Source organism: Winogradskyella arenosi, assembly GCF_003337305.1.
Classification (GTDB): domain Bacteria; phylum Bacteroidota; class Bacteroidia; order Flavobacteriales; family Flavobacteriaceae; genus Winogradskyella; species Winogradskyella arenosi.
This window is the reverse complement of record NZ_QPJO01000001.1, coordinates 58,672-78,257: the sequence shown is the minus strand read 5'-3', so window position 1 is coordinate 78,257 and position 19,586 is coordinate 58,672. Positions and strand designations below refer to the sequence as shown.

Here is a 19,586-nt window from a genome sequence, read left to right as displayed (position 1 = left end):
TTTGGCTGTTGAAACCTTTTCGGTATAAGCGTGGTAACGTCCCAAATAATGACCTTAACGTTTTCTAATGCCTTAGCGGCAATATTTTAACTACTTTTGCACGGTGAAGAATGAATTACAACTTTCAGATTGGTTGCCTACCACAAACAAAGAGGTAAAAATACGCGGATGGGAAGCGCTTGACGTCATCTTGTTTAGCGGCGATGCGTATGTAGATCACCCTACTTTTGGGCCTGCCGTAATTGGCCGTCTCCTAGAGAGTTTTGGCTTACGTGTGGCTATTGTACCGCAACCAAACGTTAATGATAATCTGCAGGATTTTGTAAAACTAGGGAAGCCAAGATTGTTTTTTGGTGTCACTGGTGGCTGTATGGATCCTATGATTAGTAACTATAATGCGAATAAAAAGAAGCGCGATAAGGATGCCTATACCCCAAATGGTGATATTGGTTTTAGACCAGATTACGCCTCTACCGTTTATAGTAAGATTTTAAAAGAAAAATGGCCCGATACCCCAGTTTTAATTGGTGGTATTGAAGGTTCGTTACGCCGTGTTACGCACTATGATTTTTGGAGCGATCAGCTGATGCCTTCTATTTTGGAAACGTCTAAAGCCGATATGTTGGTGTATGGTATGGGCGAACAGCCCTTGCGAGAAATTGTAAGATTATTAGAAAAAGGAGTCCCTTTTAATAGCATTAATACAGTATTGCAAACGGCTGTGTTAATGGATAAGAACGATAAAATACCAAAGAACAGCAATTGGGAAGATGTAGAAATTGCATCGCACGAAACCTGTTTAAAGGATAAGAAGAAGTACGCTTCTAATTTTAAAGTCATTGAGCAGGAGTCTAACAAATTAGCGGCACGTCGTATATTTCAGAAAATAGGCGAGAAGACCTTGATGATTAATCCGCCATACCCGACCATGACGGAAGCGGAAATTGATGCGTCTTTTGATCTGCCTTACACCCGATTACCACACCCAAAATACAATAAGCGTGGCCCAATCCCGGCTTTTGAAATGATTAAGTTCTCCATTAACATTCACAGAGGATGTTTTGGAGGCTGTAGCTTCTGTACCATTTCTGCGCACCAAGGAAAATTTATTGCCTCGCGTAGTCAGGAATCGATTTTAAAAGAAGTCGATACGGTTGCGAATATGCCTGATTTTAAAGGGTATTTATCTGATATTGGAGGGCCTAGTGCCAATATGTATCAGATGAAAGGAAAGGTGCAGTCTATTTGCGATAAGTGTGTGGCACCAAGTTGTATTTCGCCGGTGATTTGTAGTAATTTAGATACCTCTCATAAGCCATTAACAGAATTGTACCAAGCGGTTGATAAACATCCTAAGGTTAAGAAATCATTTATTGGATCTGGAATTCGCCATGATATGTTGGTGCCAGAATTTAATAAAAATGCCGATCCTAAGGAATTGGATGATTATACCGAAGAGGTGATGACCAAGCACGTTTCGGGACGTCTTAAAGTAGCTCCAGAACATACTAGTGATCCGGTTTTAAAGCTGATGCGTAAACCGTCGTTTTCGTATTTCCATAAGTTTAAAGAGCGCTTTGATAAAATTAATATTAAGAAAGGCTTAAAGCTGCAGTTGATTCCGTATTTTATCTCTAACCACCCGGCTTGTGAGGTGGAGGATATGGCTAATTTGGCTGCGGAAACTAAAGATATGGGCTTCCAGTTAGAGCAGGTGCAAGGGTTTACACCAACACCGATGACGGTAGCTACAGTTATTTATTACAGTGGGTACCATCCCTACACCTTAAAAAAGGTCAATACGCCTAAAACACGTAAGGAAAAAGAGGAGCAGCATCGTTTTTTCTTCTGGTATAAGGATGAAAATAAAGCTTGGATTAAAAAGACCTTAAATAAAGTAGGCCGTCAAGATCTACTAAATGTTTTACTCCCTGAGAAAACAGAGAAATGGCGTAAAAATAAACCGAAAGGTGAGGCTAAAAATACCTTTAATGATGCGGTACCTTTTAATCAGCGTAAGCCTGAGGATAAAGTGCGTTTTAAAGGGAAAGGGAAACCCAAAAAACGAAATAAGCAGAAGCGTCGTTAAGTGATGACGCTTTCTTTTTTATAGACCTGCCTTCTGTCCGTTCATAAACGCATAGAAGGTTTTTTCTTTAATGCCTTTTACAAAGTACATATGTAATTGCCCTTTGTTTTTAACGTCAATTTCTCCGCGGTATTCACAGTCAAAAGCAGCTTTAATTAATTGATAGGTGTTTTCGGCAATATTAATTTTTCCGGGGATGGAATTCGATTCCATTCGCGAGGCCACATTCACCGTATCTCCCCAAATGTCATAGGCAAACTTTTTTGTGCCCACAACACCGGCAACTACAGGACCTGTGTTGATGCCAATACGAATATCGAAATGCGCAATAGCCGGATGGTTTAACTGTTTCGTCGCTTCGGTAAATTGAAGAATCTCAAAGGCCGCTAAAGTCATTTTTATGGCATGATCTGCGGTTGGAAAGGGTAAGCCTCCGGCACACATATAAGAGTCGCCTACGGTTTTTATTTTTTCGAGTTCATATTTTTCAATAATTCTATCAAATCCAGAAAAATAATAATCCACACTCTTTACTAATTTCTCTGGGGTGAGCTTTTCTGAATAACTTGTAAAGCTTTTAAAATCCGTAAATAAAACGGTTACCGAATTGAAGCGTTTGGCCTCGACTTTGCCTTTGGTTTTAAGTTCGTAGGCTGTTTCTTCAGGTAGAATATTGAGTAATAGGTTTTCTGAACGTTGCTTTTCCTCTTCAATGATAATTTTGGTTTTAGTGATGTATTTGTTACGTCTGTATAAACCAAAGGCAATCATTAAAATTAAAAACAAAGCAGTGATGGTAGCAATGGCGAGATGTTGTCTGTTCTTATTTTGTTGGTTTAATAAAGCGACTTGAATATTCTGAACTTTTTGCTGTTGGGTGAGCAGGTCTACTTCAGTTTGTTTTTTTGAAACTTCAAAGGCGGTCCGTAAATCGCCCATTTTTTGCACTTTTTCAATATTGGCCACACTATCTTTAAAGGTGACGTGTGCTTTAAAATGTTGTAAAGATTTCTTGTATCCGCCTTGCTGTTCGTATAAGAGCGAGAGTTGCAAATTAGCATCACTTATTTGCTCTTTTAGGCCGTATTTTGTGGCTAATTTCAAGCTTCTGTTGGCGTAGGCTAAAGCTGCGCTTCTGTTGGATTTAGCAGCATAGATGTCGGACATATAAATGAGGTACACCGAAATGGGGTAGTGCAATTGTAGGTCTTCTAAGAGGTGAATGGCTTCATTGATATTGGCTTCGGCTAAATCGTCCTTCCCTTGTTCGGCATAGACCATTCCCATATTGCCTAATACAAAGGCGTGCCCTTCTAAAGAATTAATTTTACGAAATAGAAGGCCCGATTCCATAAAACATTCCATAGCCAGATCGTAGTCCTTTTCATTAAAATAAGCATCGCCTAAGTTTAGTAGGCCGTTGGCATAATTTTCAAGATCATTTTCTTGCTTTAGTAAATCGAGGCCTGAGGTGTAATATTTTACGGCATTTTCATGATTGCTGGTAATGGAGTACACATCGGCAATAGAAATATGGGCCAAACCGAGATTGCGCTGGTGGTTGTCTTTAACAGCCCTGTGGGCCGCTTTAAAATAACTTTCTAAGGCTTGGGTAAAATCGCTTTTTAATCTAAGAGCAGCGCCTTTGTGCATATAACCTTGAAACAGTAGATGTGTAGAATCTAAGGCTTTGGCGTTTTTTATAAATACGATACTGTAGTGTAGCTTTTTTTGTGGATCGGGATGGTTTTGTGCCAATTCATTGAGAAGCGCTAGTTTTTCTTCTTTGGAAAAGTTGTTATTGCTGTATTTAATTTCAAGAGGATGCGTTTCTGATTTTTCTTGACTGATGCCCAAGGCAGAGAGGCAAAAAAAACCTGCAAGCAAACAGGTTTTTAAAGACGTTAAGAACAAACGTGCGGCCTTGAATTTCATTTTAGAAGATTAGGGTTTAACGGTTATTTTGGGGTCAATACGGTAGTTGCCACGTTTGCGGTCTTCATTATAAACCGTGATTTTAATGGCGTATTTTTGAATACGACCTTGAGTACCTGGGTTTACCTCGCCAATCACCACTTCTGGTGTTTGGCCATTGCCGTGTAATATATTTCTATCAAAGACGTTTTGGCCGCCTTGGTGGTTTATAGACCGGATATTAACCATATCGCCCTCAGGATTGGTACTAGACACCCCTCTCCATATAATTATATCTGAAGGCTTGACCTCAATATTGAAATCTTCAATATTACCGGTGGAAGTGGTGATGTCTCCGTTTGGCGCTTCCGAAGTAAAATAACAGACTCCTAATTTATTTTGATTAGAAATCTTGTCGGTTTCAACATGGATGGTGATGTAGTAGAGGTCTTGGGCAAACAAGTTGGTTACATTAAAAATCAGTGCAACAACAAGCATTTGAAATAATCGGTGCGATGTTTTCATGAATTAATAAGTTAGATTGAATTAATAGTCACGATACTCAAACTAAAGGCTTAATTTGAAAACCGTATGGTGTACACAGCTCTAAGTAGAATAGGTTTGTTGTTCTTTGAAGCGCCTAATGAAGGTTACTAAATATAGTGAATAATTAGTTGTAAATCTCTGTTATTAAGATTATTAACGTAAAAATAGTTGAAATTATACGCGGAGGATGCCTAGAGTGTGGCTTCTAAGCGTGCTAAATTTTTATTTTTTCGGAACGTTTTATAGCGTTTGCAGTAGGCGGTGTGGTAGTTGTGATTTTTAATAAATGCGATCTGAATATTATGCCATTCGGTTTCACTTAGATTTGGATTAAAATGCAGTAATTCTTGGTATAAGGCTTGGCTTGTGCTTGGGTACTTAGCGGTGGCCAAATATTCTAAATCGGCATCGGCTAAAATTTGTTCTAACAAGGTTTTGGGATTTTGTGGAATTTTGGTAGCCATGATCATTCCGCAAATCGTGTTGATCTCTACTTCTGAAAACCCATAGGCCTTTAATTGTTTTGTGGCCATGGCACAGCCTAACTTTTCGTGGTCTATATGCGATTTTGCAAAACCAATATCATGGTATAAAGCAGCTACCTTTAATAAGTCTATGTCTACCGGGTTTACGTTTTCTTTTTTAGCAATATACTGGGCTTTTTCATATACATACAAGGTGTGTTGAGTGTTATGGTAGGTGTAATACTCCGGTAGGTTTTCGTTTAAATAACGAATAACAGCATGGCGTATGGTAGAGAGACTCGGTTTCATTAGTGTCCAGTTTTTCTGCTAATCAGGCCGCCATCGACTTCATTAATATTCTGTATAAACATAAACGCTTTGGGGTCTGCTTTGGCTATGGCTTTTCGCATTTTATGAACCTCTAATCGGGTGACCACAGTAACAATAACCTCGCAATCGTGTTTGATGTCGTAGCTTCCAGGAAGGTTTCCGCGTTCGCCTTTATAGATGGTGATGGGTTTGTTGAATTGATTTACGATAAGTTCTTTAATCAGTTGATCGTTGGGGGAGATGATGGTTAGGGAGATTAATTTTTCAAAACCATCGACTACATAATCTGAAATTTTTAAAGCCGTAAAAAAGGTAATAATGGAGTACATGGCTTTTTCTAGACCTAAGAAAAAGGCAATAATTAAGAAGATGGTGGTGTTAATGGCCATAATGATTTCGGTAGTGGTAAGTCCGAATTTGGTATTGGTGTAAGCCGCAATAACTTCTAAACCATCAATAACACCGCCGCCTCTTATGATTAGGCCAATACCAAGCCCTATAAAAACCCCGCCAAAAACAGCCACTAAAAAATGATCTTGGGTGACCGTTGGGACGGTTAACACACTTAAGAGCAGGCCAAGGAATACCAAGGATATAAAGGTGTGGGCCGCAAAGTTTTTTCCGAATTTTTTATAACCGATATAGACAAAAGGTAGGTTGAGAAGTATTAAGGGAATAGAAACATCGATGTGATAAAACTCATGAATAAGAATGGAAATGCCTAGGAGGCCACCATCTAAAAAGAGGTTAGGGATCATAAAGCCTTTTATGGCAATTACCGTACAAGAGACGCCAATGATTTTTAAGAGTAGGGATTTAAAAGAAAGAACAGATCTGAGGTCTAAGGGATTTAAATTGCTTTTGCTCATGAGATGAAGATTAATTAATAGCCTTGTAATCTTTACCTACCTAATTTAAGCATTTATTTTTAAAGTTGTTGTTTTTTAGGGGTTTATGTGGGTTGGGTGGGGTTTAGCCAATCGATAATTTAGCAGCATCCTTCCATAAGTAATGTGGCATAGGTTCGCTAAGTTCCCAATTAATACTCATTGGTTTAGAGCCATAATGGTCTTTCAGTGTGCCTTCTCCAATAAAAACATACCCTAAACTATTACCAAATTCATTTTTTGCTTTTTCTCTAACAAATAGTAGTATTCTTTTCGCGTTTTTTATATGCTTTACGTATGATAAGCCTTTGCCTAAATCTGGTCTTGCTGAGTTTTGAGTTTGCCAATGGAATATTAATTCGTTCACAGCATAATCATCGTACATTGTTGTTGGAGAGAAATTTTCTTCAGATTTAATTAGGTTAATGAATAATATTTCAGTGTTTAACGCTTTGTTTTCTGCTGTACCTTCTCTGTTAGATGATTTTTTTTCAAAACTACTAAACTTAAAAGCAGCTAAAATTTGATCCCTAGTGTATCGACTATGTAATTTTAATGGTTGTTCATAAGGGAGTTCAATAGGTAATTCTTTAAAATCTATGTTTTCAATTAACACCTCGAGAATTTCTATTATTTCTTCAACTAAAACTATATTTGAACCAATAGCTTGTATGCTTTTTTCTAAAGAATCAAAGCCTGCTTCCTTTTGCCATACATCATAATGCAACATTAAGAGCATAGTTTTTTCACTTGAATTATAATCTGAAATCTTGATATTAAAATTCAATTTGGCAACTTTCAAAAGAAAGGAGAAGTAAGTTAATGAATTTGTTGAAAGCCATTTCTTCGAAATTGCAGAAACAATTTCTTTTTCATTATTAGAATCAAATTCTTTTATTTTACCGGCAAGTTGACACGATCGCTTCCAGCTCCCTCTTTTATATATAGACTCTAATGGAATATTATAAAAGGTGCTAAAATTGCCGATAGTCAACGGTAAATTTGTGTCGTGATTGAACTGTTGTATTCTTTGAATTAGTTTCTTTTTGTTTAATGACGTTGCTGCTGAGATATTTTTAAGAATTGTTTCTTTTGTCTTTTTTTCTAGAATTATTGAACAGCCCAAAGGTAAGTGCGGGAAATTGTCTTCTACTTCTTTTATAACTGTTGTGTTTGTCTTGCCAATTAATGCTCTGAATTTACTTTCAAAGTTATATTCTGGTCTAGAATTTCCAACAAAATCTAAAACGGTTAGGCAATCTTTGTCTTCATGTAGTCTCAAGCCTCTTCCTAATTGTTGTAAAAAAACGGTTAAGCTTTCTGTAGGTCTTAAAAATAAAACGGTGTCAATTTCGGGTATATCTACTCCTTCATTGAACATGTCAACGACAAATAAATAATTGATTTCTTTCTTTTCTAGTTCTTGTCTAACCTTTGCTCTATTTTGGCTATTGTTACTGGTTAGATAATTGGCTTTTAACCCTGCTAAAGTAAATTTTTCAGCCATATATTTAGCATGCTCCATAGATACACAGTAACCTAATGCTCTAACGTCATTGATGTCTTTGGTGTATTTGTCTAAGGACGTTATTATTTCTCCAACTCTTCTGTCGTTTTCGGTATAAATATCTGTTAATTCACTTGCAACATATCGTCCTTTGGTCCATTTAATGTTAGATAAATCTATACTATCAGTAATTCCGAAGTATTGAAAAGGACAAAGTAATTTTCTGTTCATTGCTTCAGGTAGTCTAATTTCAGCAGCAATTTTGTGCTCAAAATCTTCTAGAATATTTCCACCGTCCATTCTTTCAGGCGTAGCTGTAAGTCCAAGAAGTATTTTGGGTTTAAAATAATTGATTGTCGACCTGTAGCTATTCGCGATTTGATGATGACATTCATCTATTATGATAAAATCATAATAATCGGCAGGTATATTGGCTGTTTCAAGCTGATTGTTTACAGTTTGAACAGAAGCGAAAACATACTCAAAATTATCAGGTACTAAACCATCAACCCATAACTCTCCAATATTATTATTTCTTAGAACACCTTGGAAGGTAGAAAGTGATTGTTGTAATATTTCTTTTCTGTGAGCAAGAAAAAGAAGTTTTGCGGATTTATTATTTTGTTTGAAACGTTTATAATCGAAAGCCGAAATCACAGTTTTTCCTGTTCCAGTTGCCGCAACAATTAAGTTTTTGTGTCTATTATGTACAGTTCTTTCAACTTCTAGTTTTTCTAAAACTTCATTTTGATAAGGAAAAGGTTTAAGGTCAAAAAAAGCAGTTGTGTTTTCGTAAGGTTTACTGAATTTACTTCGCTTTAATGCGGTTTGTAATTTCTCCTTATGTAAGGAATCGTCAAATACTTCGAAGTCATCACTCTGCCAATAAGCATCAAATGTCTTCTGAAATTTATCAATTATATGACTTACTTCTTTTGTCGTAATTTTTAAATTCCATTCTAAACCATCTGTTAAAGCTGACCTTGAAAAATTAGAAGAACCAATATATGCCGTGTGAAAACCTGAATTTCTGTAAAATAAATATGCTTTTGCGTGCAATCTTTCATTGCTTGTGTTGTAAGATATTTTAACTTCAGTATTTGGTAGTTTAGATAGTAATTGGATTGCTTTGTAGTCCGTAGCTCCAATATAAGTTGTTGTTATAACTTTTAGCTTTCCACCTCGTTCTGTGAATTCTCTTAGTTCTTTTTCAAGAATTATAATTCCTTTAAATTTTATAAAAGAGACTAACAAATTTATTTGATTAGAAGAAAGAATCTCTTTTTTTAACTCGCTTTCTAGCGATAAGCCTCCATTACCTCCAGTAAATAATTCACTTTGGGTTAGAGTAGTGTACGGGGTAATTTCTTGTAGGTGTAAATCTAAATTTGAAAAATGTGCATCAGTTTTTGAGAATACAGCTTTTAAAATTTCACCTTTAATATTTATTAGGTCATCATCAAATTCTTGTTTACCTATTTCTTCTTTTAGAAGTTTGATTATTTTATTCGAAATTTGAATTTGTTGTTCGACTTTGTTTTTACCTAAAAGACTAAATGCTTGTTTTAATGTATTGGATAAATGTTTAGAAAGGACATTAGATACTTCCTCTTTATCAATTAAGTCTTTCTTTAGAAAGAATTTATTTTTATCAAGTTCGTTTAATTTTTCGGACACTAGTTGTGTTACCAACTGTTCGTATATTCCTTGATTCATAATTCGATAAACTCTTTTAAAATAGGTAAATCAGCTTCTGCCCAATCTAAATTAATCAATTCTTGTTTATTTGCTAAAACAAAATCAGAATGTTCTTTAAGCTTCAACTCTCCTGAAACATAGTCTGCAGTAAATGGAATCAATTTTATTTTAAAATCAGGATATTTATGTATTACGGGAGTTAATTTTTCTTTAATTTCAATATGAATATTCAATTCTTCAGATATTTCTCTTTTTATACATTCTATTTCTGTTTCGCCTTCTTCAATTTTACCACCAGCAAATTCCCATTTTAACGGAAGTTTCATTGTTTCACTTCTTTGAACAGCTAATATTTTATCATCAAATTTTACTATAGCACATGTAACAGGAATTATTTTCATATCCTATGCGACTAATTTAAATTCAGATAAAAAATCATCTACCTCTTCTACTGTATCAAAATGATACATACTTTTATGTTTATTTAAAAAAAAGTTTACCAATTCAAGATGTGTTTTAAAGACTCTAAATGAAGTTCCTTCATAATTATAAATAAAGAAAATGTCACTTAAATTTTTATTTGAAACTAAAACCGTTTCTATAGTTATTGAAGCTCTTAGATATTCTGTTTTTATAGTTTTGAATTCGTTCATTTTGAAATATTCAAACTTTCTAATGTGCCTCCAACCAATTCAAACCAGTATCCACTTCAACATCCAAAGGCACTTCTAATTTAAAGGCATTTTCCATTTCCGTTTTAATTAAGCTGGTGAGTTCTTCAAGTTCAGGTTTGTAGATATCAAAGACCAGTTCATCATGTACTTGTAAGAGCATTTTCGATTTATATTGACCGGCTTCCAGTTTGTTATAAATATTAATCATGGCGATTTTTATAATATCGGCAGCAGAGCCTTGAATAGGTGCATTCACGGCATTTCGTTCTGCGGCACCTCTAACTACGGCATTACGGGAATTGATGTCCTTAAGATAACGACGACGCCCTAAAACCGTAGACACATAACCATGATCTCTAGCAAAATCGACTTGCTTACTCATATAAGCTTTAAGCTTTGGGTAGGTCTCGTAATAGGTATCAATAAGTTCTTTGGCTTCCCCACGCGATAAATCGGTTTGGTTGCTTAGACCAAAGGCAGACACACCATAGATAATTCCGAAATTAACCGTTTTAGCATTGCTACGTTGTTCTCGGGTTACTTCTTCTAAAGGCACATTAAATACTTTTGAAGCGGTAGAGGCATGAATATCTTCACCATTTTTAAAGGCTTCTATCATGGTTTCTTCCTCACTTAAAGCCGCGATGATTCGTAGTTCAATTTGGCTATAATCTGCAGCGAGTAAGGTATAGTCTTCGTTGCGTGGCACAAAGGCTTTTCTCACCTGGCGCCCACGCTCCGTACGAATCGGAATATTTTGTAAATTCGGGTTGTTACTACTCAAACGTCCTGTGGCTGCAACAGTTTGCATATAATCGGTATGCACACGTCCTGTTGCCTCCTGTACTTGTAAAGGTAAGGCGTCTACATAGGTGCTTTTTAGTTTGGCAAGCCCTCGGTAGTTTAAGACATTCTGAACAATTTTGTGCTCCTTAGCCAAGTAGCTCAGCACATCTTCTGCGGTAGAATATTGTCCGGTTTTGGTTTTCTTAGGCTTGTCTACCAATTTCATTTTTTCAAACAACACAATCCCCAATTGTTTTGGAGAGGCAATATTGAATTCTTCGCCGGCAGCCGTATAAATCTCTTGTTCTAAATTTTGAATGTCGTTATTTAAGGCTTCGGAAAGAGAGTTTAAAAAGTCTATATCTAGGTTAATCCCTTCCAATTCCATAGCTGCTAAAACACGTAGCAATGGAATTTCAATCTCGTCGAATAATTTTTGGGTATTGGCTTCGCCTAATTCATTCTGAAAATGAGCAGCGAGCTGAAGGGTGATATCCGCATCTTCTACGGCATATTCGGTAAGCTTTTCTAACGCAACATCGCGCATAGACAATTGATTCTTGCCTTTTTTACCAATAAGTTCTGTAATAGAAATTGGAGTGTAGTTGAGGTAGGTTTCCGCGAGCACATCCATGTTATGACGCATATCGGCATTAATTAAATAATGGGCCAACATGGTATCAAATAATTTGCCTTTAACCTGAATGTTATATTTGGCTAAGACTTTGATATCGTATTTTAAATTCTGACCGACTTTTTCAATGCTTTTTGATTCGAAAAAAGGTCTGAAAACTTCAATAAGCTCTTGGGCTTCATCTTTAGCTTCAGGAAATGGGACGTAAAACCCTTTTCCGGTTTCCCAAGAAAAAGCAATGCCAACAAGCTCTGCTGTTAGCGGATTTAATCCAGTAGTTTCGGTATCAAAACAAACCGATGTTTGTTGCATTAAGGTCTTTACAAAAAGTGTTGTGGCCATTCCGGGAGCCACACTTTGGTAAAAGTGAGAGGTGTTCTCGGCAGTTTTACGGGTTACGGTGGTAGCGCCATCAGTTGCAGATGTCTCGCCGCCCCCAAATAATGAAAACTGACCTGCACCGGCATTAGCACTCGTGTTTTCTTTTGCTGCTGGAGTTGAGGCCTTGGTTGTGGTGCTGCTTGTTTTTGCTGTGGCCTCCGTTGCTGAGGTAAAGGTTTTAGTAAAATTATCTATTAAACGTCTAAACTCTAAGCCTTGAAAAATCTCAGTGACTTTAGGGATATCAGGTTCAGACATTTCAAAATCTTCGGCATTAAATTCTACCGGAACATCCAGCATAATCGTGGCCAGTTGTTTCGATAATAAACCGAGTTCTTTATTGGCTTCAATTTTCTCTTTCATCTTGCCTTTAAGCTCATGAGTATTGGCAAAAAGGTTTTCCATAGTCCCATAAGCGGCTAAAAACTTCTTCGCTGTTTTTTCACCAACTCCTGGTAAGCCGGGAATATTATCAGAGGCATCGCCCATCATCCCTAAATAATCAATAACCTGAAGCGGGTCTGTAACTTCAAATTTCTTTTGTACTTCTGGAATGCCCCAAGTTTCATAACCACCACCAAAAACAGGACGGTACATAAAAATATTCTCCGATACCAATTGGGCAAAATCCTTATCTGGAGTAACCATAAAGGTTTGATAACCTTCTTTTTCAGCTTTTTTAGCTAAAGTTCCAATAACATCATCGGCTTCAAAACCTTCTTTAACCATAATAGGAATATGCATGGCTTTTAAAATCTTATAGATATAAGGCACGGCCGTTTTTATACCTTCAGGCGTTTCGTCTCTATTGGCTTTATAAGCTTCAAAGAGTTCTACACGGTCGGCACTCCCCCCTTTATCAAAACAAACGGCTAAATGATCGGGACGTTCACGTTTAATGACATCTAAAAGGGAATTCATAAAACCCATGATGGCGGAGGTGTCTTCTCCTTTAGAATTTATTCTTGGGTTCTTTATAAAAGCGTAGTAACCTCTGAAAATTAAAGCATAGGCATCTACTAGAAATAGGCGTTTTTTATCTGACATTATATGTGTTTTGAAAGGACTTCAAAACTACGAAAAAGTTAGCAGACCGATGGCGCTTTTAAAGGCTTCACCTGTATTTATTTCCGAAGCTTAGCACTTCTATGAGTGATAAGGTTTTCATGGGTTTTTTAGAAATAACAGGGCCTTTCTAATCCTAATAGAAGGGGAGGTCTTAACTATGGGGATTTTAAAGCGCTGTAGCCTTGGGAGACGTAAAGGTATTTTGGAGGTCATCTTCCAACTTTCCTATAAAAACAAGGGCATAAAAAAAGCCGAAACGTAAATTTCGGCTTTTAGATATATGTTAAGGTAAAACGATTAGCAAAGTTTTACTGTTTTTACTTTAATCTGAAGACTTTTTCTGTACGCTTTAATACTGATAATAGCCTTACTTTTTTTACGGTTCATTTTAATAACCTTAGCTTTAATCGCAGCAGACATATCTATAGTTTTCGCTTCGGTATTTTCAGCTTTTTTAGTGTCAACAACTTCCGTCTCTGTAAGAGCAATAGATTCTTGCTGTGCATATCCTGCAAAAGAAAGAGTTAAGAATAAAAAGATGAATAAAGCGTTTTTCATAATTGTAAGTAACAAGATTGTTTTAACTTCGGGTCAAAGAAACGTAACATTACACACCTTGTTGAAATTTTTAGATGAAAACAATCGATAAACGGTTAAGTGGAAATGGCTCGTAAAAAACATCGATGAAATACATAAAGTCCGCCTACAGCCCTTTAAAAACGATTTTAATAAGGTTAAAGGTTTAAGTTTCTTAGATGAATTACATTTTTTTGAACCATATATCGATAAAGTGCAATATTTAAGTTTGAAGCCCAAAACATAGTGGTCATTTATGGAAGATTTTAAAGATAATCCCTACTTTGAATTGTTTTGCAAACAGCAAGAAAATCAGTTTTATATAGGAAATCGTGATTATAAAGCACGAATAGCCGTTTTAGACGCCTTACACAAGGCGATTGCGGTAACTTATAGAGAAGCGATTCAATTGGCCTTGCAAAAGGATTTAGGAAAACCAGTTTTGGAAACGGAGTTAACCGAAATTTATGCCATTATAGGAGACATTAAACATGCCAAAACGTATTTGCACCGTTGGATGCGGAAACAGAAAGTGGCCACACCTATTGCGCTTTTGGGCTCGCGTTCGCATATTTGTTATGAACCTAAAGGCGTCTGTCTTATTATATCGCCTTGGAATTTTCCGTTTAATTTAACCTTCGGGCCCTTAATATCGGCAATTGCTGCGGGGAACACTGTTGTAATTAAACCTTCGGAAATGACACCTCATGCGTCTGCCTTAATGGCCAAAATTATTGAGTCTATTTTTCCTGAAGATGAGGTGGCGGTGGTTCAAGGTGAAGTTGAGGCTTCTACCGCTTTGCTGGCCTTACCGTTTCATCATATCTTCTTTACGGGCTCGCCTCAAGTTGGAAAAATTGTGATGAAAGCAGCGGCCAAACACCTTAGCTCCGTAACTCTAGAGTTAGGCGGAAAATCACCAACAATTGTAGATAAATCGGCAAACCTTAGTCGGGCCGCAAAAAAAATAATGTGGGCTAAGTTTCTTAATTGTGGTCAGATCTGTGTTTCTCCAGATTATGTGTTAGTGGATGCCTCCGTAAAATCAGAATTTATAGCGGCGTGTAAAACCTGGCTTCAACATTTTTATGACAATCAACCTAAAGCCTCGTCGTCTTACGGAAGGATTGTAACAGAAAAACATTTTGATCGTTTACAAACCTATTTAGACAATGCTAAACGTTTAGGCGCTACGTTTGAAACTGGAGGTGAAACCGATAGGGCATCAAAATATATGGCACCAACGCTTATTTCAGACTTAAAACCAGAAGCGCTGCTTTTAGAGGAAGAGATTTTTGGTCCCATCTTGCCTATTGTCAGTTATGAGCGTTTAGATATGGCCCTTGCTTATATCAATGCGAAACCTAGACCTTTGGCCTTATATATTTATAGTGAAAATAAAACAACAACCCGTAAAATTATCCAAAACACGAGGGCAGGAGGGACCTGCATTAATAATAGTGTGTTGCATTATGCCAACCATAATTTACCCTTTGGAGGGGTAAACCATAGTGGTATTGGTAAAAGTCATGGGTTTTATGGCTTTCAAGCTTTTAGTAATGCACGATCTGTAATGACCCAATATAGCTTTGGGATGACGGAGTTTTTATTTCCACCGTATACCGGAATCAAAGAACGCTTAGCGCGCTTTACTATTAAATGGTTTTAAGGGTAAGGACAACAATTGGTTAATGTTGCTGCTGTTTTAGTATCTCACGCCTTGTTTGTCTAACACACGTTTGGTTCTAAACGCGTAGAATAATAGATATGCAAAACAAGCCACGGCCATCCAATATGAAGATTGAATGCTAAAGACGTCGGCTAACTTCCCTTGCACAGGAGGGATAATAGCCCCTCCTAAGATCATCATAATTAAAAAAGCAGAACCCTGAGAGGTGTATTTTCCTAAACCTGCTATACTTAAGGTGAAAATACAAGGCCACATAATAGAACAACATAGGCCGCCACTTAAAAATGCAAATAAGGCAATATTTCCTGAAGAGAATAAGCCAATAAGCATGGCTAGAATTCCTAATAAACTAAATGTTTTTAAGGTCTTTACGGGATTGTCTTTGGCAAATAAGAATCCTGCAATTTGTACGGCAATACAAATTCCGAAATAAAGAATTTCATTTAGGGTAAAACTGTATTTCACTAAATTAGCGAGTAAGATTACGGCAAAGGCCACATAAGGGACAATAATTAATAAAACCTTCTTAACGCCTTTACTTGGATTAAAAACGGTAATGGCGCCTACCCAACGGCCAATCATCAATCCACCCCAATATAAAGAGATGTATTTTCCCAATTCCGAATCGTTCAAAACGGGAAAGCCAAGGGCATTTAAACCCGTACCTTCAAAACTTTGTTTTAAGAGTTCACCTAAATTACTTCCTATTGTTACTTCAACCCCAACGTAGGTAAAGATGGCGAGCATCCCTAAAACCAATTGTGGGTATTTCATGGCACCCCATCCTATTGGGTTTTTAGCCGCACTGCTATTGGCTACAAAAACGGTAGCAATAACTGCAAACAAGGCAATAAATAGAATAAGCAGTCTCGTATGTTCTAACTGATCTGTGGCTACAGCATCTCCGGCATAAGTGCTAAAAATATAACCGAAGCAACCAATAATAATAAGGGTTAATAGAATTAATAGGTTTCTTGCTTTATTAGCAGGTTCAAATGCGGTGTCAGATTTTAGTGCTGGTAGCTTTTTAGAAAAATGGAATAGTGCGGCTGCGGTTAAAAACAAGGCACCAACACACATATACAAGACTTGTACGGTAACTAGAGTGATTTCATTAGAATTAATTTTTTCAGCCAACTGATCGGTAGACCAAGAGGCCGTACCAAAAATGGCTAAACTCACCACGATAGGCCCAATAGTGGTTCCGAAGGAATTTATACCTCCGGTTAAGTTTAAACGGTGCGATCCGGTTTTAGGATCGCCAAGCGCTACCGTAAAAGGATTAGCTGCCGTTTGTTGTAAAGAAAAGCCTAAAGCTACAATAAAAAAGGCAATGAGTACCAAATAGAATACCCCGGTTTGCCCTTGTTCAGCACCTGCGGTCACCGGAAACATCACAAAGGCTCCAATGGCAGAGAGTAATAAACCATAGACAATACCATTTTTATAACCCCAGTTGTTTAAGATGTCGCGTTTCACTGCACTAGACATTATAAATAAAGAAAGGGCTCCTATATAATAAGCACCATAAAATGCGAAGTCTACCAATTGCGATTGGAATTGATCGATATTAAAATAGGTTTTACAAAACGGAATAAAAACACTGTTGGATGCCGCTATAAATCCCCAAAAGAAGAACACTGTACATAAGGTTGCTAATGCCGATTTGTTATTTTGATTACTACTCATTCTATGGGGTGTTTGTTAAGTGGTCTAAAGTTAATATAAAAGTGAAAATACACTTTGTTTTGCGTTTGAAAAGCGTAATAGATTAAAATTTATACCCTGCAAAATACTAATATTAGACGTTCCAAACCTAAAAAAAAATGGCTTTGCCTTAGTGCGGTCTTTAAAACCGTGTTGCCTAATTAAAAGTTCTATTCTCTGTTGAGGTAGGTTTAAGCCCTTAAAACCGTGAACTAAAACCTTTAACATATTGATAAGATAAGTCCTAAGGCAGTTGCTTAATTTTGTAATTCTAAATAATTAGGATGATTCGCTGGATACTTTTTGCTATTTTATTCATTATTCTTACGGCCTATGGATTTCAAGCCATAAGAACCGTCACCAAACAAACATGGGTGTACTACCTCTTTTTTATAGTCACCTTAGTGGTCGTTGGTAACTTTATCTATCAGTTTACCGCGGCTAGTGAAGGTCGTGTGCTTACCCCACCTAAGAGTTTTGCTTTTGGATTTTTATTGGCCTTTATGGCTTTTAATTTGGTCTTGGTGCCTATTTTATTCGGGGAAGATATTATCCGCAGTATTATTGCACTCTATGATAAAGTGGTTATTAAGAAAACAGGATTTTACTTGCCGTCGCGTCGTCGGTTTATTAGTCAAATAGCCTTAGGTCTAGCAGCCGTTCCTTTGGCCTCCTTACTTTACGGGATGTATAAAGGAAAATACAATTTTAGGGTGCTAAAATATACCTTGCATTTTGAAGATTTACCTGAAGCTTTTGATGGGTATCGCCTTACACAGATTAGTGATATTCATTCCGGAAGTTTTGATGATAGGAATAAGATTGAATATGCCATAGACTTAATTAATGAACAGAATTCAGATGTCTTGTTGTTTACCGGTGATATGGTGAATAATAAAGCTTCTGAAATGTTACCTTGGAAAGCCACCTTTGGTCGTCTAAAGGCTAAAGATGGAAAGTTTTCGGTGTTAGGAAATCATGATTATGGGGATTATGTAGAGTGGCCTTCTACAGAGGCTAAGCATCAAAATCTTGAAGATTTAAAAGCCATCCAGAAAGAAATGGGCTTCGATTTATTACTTAATGAAAGTCGTTTTCTTGAAAAAGACGGACAACGTTTGGCTTTAGTGGGTGTTGAAAATTGGGGTAAAGGCGGATTTAAAAAAGCAGGCGATTTAACGAAGGCGAGTGCAAACATCCAAGCCGACGATTTCAAAATTTTAATGAGTCACGATCCAAGCCATTGGGAAGCACAAGTCTTACCCGATCCCAACCATTATCATCTTACCTTAAGTGGTCATACACACGGTATGCAATTTGGGATCGAAATTCCGGGTTGGATAAAATGGAGTCCTGCCAAATGGCGCTACAAACATTGGGCGGGGATCTATACAGAACTCGGACAATACATAAATGTCAATAGAGGCTTTGGGTATTTAGGCTATCCGGGTCGTGTAGGGATTTGGCCTGAAATCACAGTCATTGAACTCAAAAAAGGCACTAAAAGTGCGTAATTGTAAAGAATTGCTTATTTTTATATAATGCCGATAGCGCTGATCAGGGATTTTTGAGGCGAGTGCTGCGCAGTAAAGAGATTAAAACCATTATAACGTATGTCGAAATTTGGGGAATTAATAGATGTTCATATACCTGTTCTTTTAGACTTTTATACTGAAGGGAATTTAGAGTCTTCAGCCATGCATCCTGTTCTTAAAGAAGTAGCAGCTGCATTTGGGGATAAGGCTAAAATTATAAAAATAGATATCAATAAAAACAAGGAATTGGCCGAAGCTTTGCGGGTAAGTAGTTTACCGACCTTAATGCTTTATAAACATGGCGAAATGAAATGGAGGTATAGTGGTATGCAAGATGCTAATGCCTTAATCGATATTGTACAAACCTATTTATAATCTTCACTCCAATTGTATTCATTTGGAATCTTAAAGCCGTTTCCTAAGGAAATGGATAAGACTCAGAGTGCCTTAAATTGATAGCCTAAGTTACTGTAATATTCTAGCACTTTAGGCAGCACAGACCTTAAGTTTTTTGAGGCTTTCTGGCTGTCATGAAGCACAACAATGCTACCTTCTTTGGCATTGGTGCATATATTCTTAAAACAGCGTTCTTCTGTAAGCTTACGGTCCCAATCAAAAGCTAAAACATCCCATAATACAATAGTGTAATCTTTTTGTAAGAGTTGATTGCTTTGTGCTGCTGAAAACTTACCATAAGGTGGACGGAACAGTTTTGAGGCCGATGTGCTCTCAGGGTTAGAGCGGTTTCGGTAATGTTCAATAAGTTGTTGGGTCTCTTCTACGTCTTCAAGATAGGCTGCCGTTGCGGTTTTCCAACCTTTAAGGTGATTAAAAGTGTGGTTGCCTACAGTGTGTTGGTCTTGTATTAATTTCTGAAAGAGCTCGGGGTGCTTTTTAATATTATTGCCAACACAGAAAAATGTGGCTTTGGCCTTATAGGCTTTTAAGGTAGATAGTACCCACTCCGTAATTTCGGGAGTGGGGCCATCATCAAAAGTGAGATATAGTTCTTTTTGAAGCGTGTTGACATTCCATGTATAACGTGGAAACAAAGATTTTACAATCTTGGGTGTTTTAACCGGAATTAGCTTCATTTGGTT

At 37.0% G+C, this 19,586-nt stretch carries 15 protein-coding genes; 4 read left to right on the top strand and 11 right to left on the bottom strand.

The features are described 5' to 3' along the window. Positions 1-103 precede the first annotated feature (103 nt). Complete coding sequence (locus tag DFQ08_RS00300) at positions 104-2,089, top strand: YgiQ family radical SAM protein (RefSeq protein WP_114307810.1); 1,986 nt, start codon at positions 104-106, stop codon at positions 2,087-2,089. An 18-nt stretch (positions 2,090-2,107) separates the two neighbouring features. Here DFQ08_RS00300 and DFQ08_RS00295 read toward each other — a convergent pair whose 3' ends face one another. From DFQ08_RS00295 to DFQ08_RS00255, 9 genes are all read right to left on the bottom strand, one after another. Further along, on the bottom strand, positions 2,108-4,024 hold the full coding sequence (locus DFQ08_RS00295; RefSeq protein WP_114307809.1) for an adenylate/guanylate cyclase domain-containing protein: 1,917 nt from the start codon (positions 4,022-4,024) through the stop codon (positions 2,108-2,110). A 9-nt stretch (positions 4,025-4,033) separates the two neighbouring features. Continuing rightward, positions 4,034-4,528 (bottom strand): hypothetical protein, encoded by a 495-nt coding sequence (locus tag DFQ08_RS00290; protein WP_114307808.1) that lies wholly within the window; start codon positions 4,526-4,528, stop codon positions 4,034-4,036. A 212-nt stretch (positions 4,529-4,740) separates the two neighbouring features. After that, positions 4,741-5,322: an HD domain-containing protein gene (locus DFQ08_RS00285; RefSeq protein ID WP_114307807.1), complete on the bottom strand. Its 582-nt coding sequence runs from the start codon at positions 5,320-5,322 to the stop codon at positions 4,741-4,743. After that, the gene (locus tag DFQ08_RS00280) at positions 5,322-6,212 is read right to left on the bottom strand and encodes a YitT family protein (RefSeq protein WP_114307806.1); all 891 of its coding nucleotides are present in this window, start codon (positions 6,210-6,212) and stop codon (positions 5,322-5,324) included. Before DFQ08_RS00280 ends, DFQ08_RS00285 begins: the two co-directional genes overlap by 1 nt. Before the next feature lie 103 nt (positions 6,213-6,315). Beyond that, positions 6,316-9,453, bottom strand: a complete 3,138-nt coding sequence (locus tag DFQ08_RS00275) for a DUF3427 domain-containing protein (protein WP_114307805.1) — start codon at positions 9,451-9,453, stop codon at positions 6,316-6,318. Beyond that, positions 9,450-9,836: a (deoxy)nucleoside triphosphate pyrophosphohydrolase gene (locus tag DFQ08_RS00270; protein WP_245935338.1), complete on the bottom strand. Its 387-nt coding sequence runs from the start codon at positions 9,834-9,836 to the stop codon at positions 9,450-9,452. Before DFQ08_RS00270 ends, DFQ08_RS00275 begins: the two co-directional genes overlap by 4 nt. 3 nt (positions 9,837-9,839) lie before the next feature. Next, positions 9,840-10,088, bottom strand: a complete 249-nt coding sequence (locus DFQ08_RS00265; RefSeq protein ID WP_114307804.1) for a hypothetical protein — start codon at positions 10,086-10,088, stop codon at positions 9,840-9,842. Positions 10,089-10,107: 19 nt separating this feature from the next. Beyond that, positions 10,108-12,957, bottom strand: coding sequence for a DNA polymerase I (gene polA, locus DFQ08_RS00260; RefSeq protein WP_114307803.1), 2,850 nt, complete (start codon positions 12,955-12,957; stop codon positions 10,108-10,110). 318 nt (positions 12,958-13,275) lie between these two features. Then, entirely contained in the window at positions 13,276-13,536 is a 261-nt protein-coding gene (locus DFQ08_RS00255) for a hypothetical protein (protein ID WP_114307802.1), read from the bottom strand. 274 nt (positions 13,537-13,810) lie between these two features. Here DFQ08_RS00255 and DFQ08_RS00250 point away from each other — a divergent pair, with 274 nt between their 5' ends. Then, positions 13,811-15,223: an aldehyde dehydrogenase family protein gene (locus tag DFQ08_RS00250; protein ID WP_114307801.1), complete on the top strand. Its 1,413-nt coding sequence runs from the start codon at positions 13,811-13,813 to the stop codon at positions 15,221-15,223. A gap of 36 nt (positions 15,224-15,259) precedes the next feature. Here the strand turns inward: DFQ08_RS00250 and DFQ08_RS00245 are convergent, their stop codons facing one another. Beyond that, on the bottom strand, positions 15,260-16,933 hold the full coding sequence (locus DFQ08_RS00245; protein ID WP_114307800.1) for an MFS transporter: 1,674 nt from the start codon (positions 16,931-16,933) through the stop codon (positions 15,260-15,262). Between the two features lie 302 nt (positions 16,934-17,235). Between DFQ08_RS00245 and DFQ08_RS00235 the strand changes: the two genes are divergently transcribed. Both DFQ08_RS00235 and DFQ08_RS00230 read left to right on the top strand, forming a co-directional pair. After that, positions 17,236-18,465: a metallophosphoesterase gene (locus tag DFQ08_RS00235; RefSeq protein ID WP_114307798.1), complete on the top strand. Its 1,230-nt coding sequence runs from the start codon at positions 17,236-17,238 to the stop codon at positions 18,463-18,465. 99 nt (positions 18,466-18,564) lie between these two features. Then, the gene (locus DFQ08_RS00230) at positions 18,565-18,861 is read left to right on the top strand and encodes a thioredoxin family protein (protein WP_114307797.1); all 297 of its coding nucleotides are present in this window, start codon (positions 18,565-18,567) and stop codon (positions 18,859-18,861) included. 62 nt (positions 18,862-18,923) lie between these two features. Here the strand turns inward: DFQ08_RS00230 and DFQ08_RS00225 are convergent, their stop codons facing one another. After that, positions 18,924-19,580: a polysaccharide deacetylase family protein gene (locus DFQ08_RS00225; RefSeq protein ID WP_114307796.1), complete on the bottom strand. Its 657-nt coding sequence runs from the start codon at positions 19,578-19,580 to the stop codon at positions 18,924-18,926. Positions 19,581-19,586: the final 6 nt, after the last annotated feature.

Bases quoted from the DNA above. Each gene is read 5' to 3' on its own strand.
- DFQ08_RS00270 (WP_245935338.1), bottom strand. From the start codon at position 9,836: ATGAAAATAATTCCTGTTACATGTGCTATAGTAAAATTTGATGATAAA.
- polA (WP_114307803.1), bottom strand. From the start codon at position 12,957: ATGTCAGATAAAAAACGCCTATTTCTAGTAGATGCCTATGCTTTAATT.
- DFQ08_RS00235 (WP_114307798.1), top strand. From the start codon at position 17,236: ATGATTCGCTGGATACTTTTTGCTATTTTATTCATTATTCTTACGGCC.
- DFQ08_RS00245 (WP_114307800.1), bottom strand. From the start codon at position 16,933: ATGAGTAGTAATCAAAATAACAAATCGGCATTAGCAACCTTATGTACA.
- DFQ08_RS00255 (WP_114307802.1), bottom strand. From the start codon at position 13,536: ATGAAAAACGCTTTATTCATCTTTTTATTCTTAACTCTTTCTTTTGCA.
- DFQ08_RS00290 (WP_114307808.1), bottom strand. From the start codon at position 4,528: ATGAAAACATCGCACCGATTATTTCAAATGCTTGTTGTTGCACTGATT.
- DFQ08_RS00275 (WP_114307805.1), bottom strand. From the start codon at position 9,453: ATGAATCAAGGAATATACGAACAGTTGGTAACACAACTAGTGTCCGAA.
- DFQ08_RS00250 (WP_114307801.1), top strand. From the start codon at position 13,811: ATGGAAGATTTTAAAGATAATCCCTACTTTGAATTGTTTTGCAAACAG.
- DFQ08_RS00280 (WP_114307806.1), bottom strand. From the start codon at position 6,212: ATGAGCAAAAGCAATTTAAATCCCTTAGACCTCAGATCTGTTCTTTCT.
- DFQ08_RS00265 (WP_114307804.1), bottom strand. From the start codon at position 10,088: ATGAACGAATTCAAAACTATAAAAACAGAATATCTAAGAGCTTCAATA.
- DFQ08_RS00285 (WP_114307807.1), bottom strand. From the start codon at position 5,322: ATGAAACCGAGTCTCTCTACCATACGCCATGCTGTTATTCGTTATTTA.
- DFQ08_RS00295 (WP_114307809.1), bottom strand. From the start codon at position 4,024: ATGAAATTCAAGGCCGCACGTTTGTTCTTAACGTCTTTAAAAACCTGT.
- DFQ08_RS00225 (WP_114307796.1), bottom strand. From the start codon at position 19,580: ATGAAGCTAATTCCGGTTAAAACACCCAAGATTGTAAAATCTTTGTTT.
- DFQ08_RS00230 (WP_114307797.1), top strand. From the start codon at position 18,565: ATGTCGAAATTTGGGGAATTAATAGATGTTCATATACCTGTTCTTTTA.